Raw genomic sequence first — 246 nt, 5'->3', positions numbered from 1 at the left:
CTAAACGTTACAACATTGGCTTAAGCGATTTGGCATCAGCGAATAAATTAAATACCAATTCGAATCTGATACTGGGCCGTACTATTACTATCCCTGCTAGCGGCAGTATGGCAAGTGCATCTAGTAGCAGCCAAAGCAGCAGCTCTGCTAGTAGCAGCAGTAGTAGCTCAGCAAGCAGTGGTACGAAATTAGGTAACACTGAAAGCTATAAAGTAAAATCTGGCGATGGCCTGATTGCTTTGGCAC

The 246-nt window shown here is 44.3% G+C and carries 1 protein-coding gene; it reads left to right on the top strand.

The features are described from left to right. Positions 1–246: LysM peptidoglycan-binding domain-containing protein (locus SB725_RS33180; RefSeq protein WP_410923697.1), on the top strand; the 246-nt coding region annotated here is incomplete at both ends.

The sequence above is a fragment of the Pseudomonas sp. SIMBA_041 genome, assembly GCF_046535095.1.
In the GTDB taxonomy this organism is placed as follows: domain Bacteria; phylum Pseudomonadota; class Gammaproteobacteria; order Pseudomonadales; family Pseudomonadaceae; genus Aquipseudomonas; species Aquipseudomonas mucoides.
This window is presented reverse-complemented; position numbering and strand designations above follow the sequence as displayed.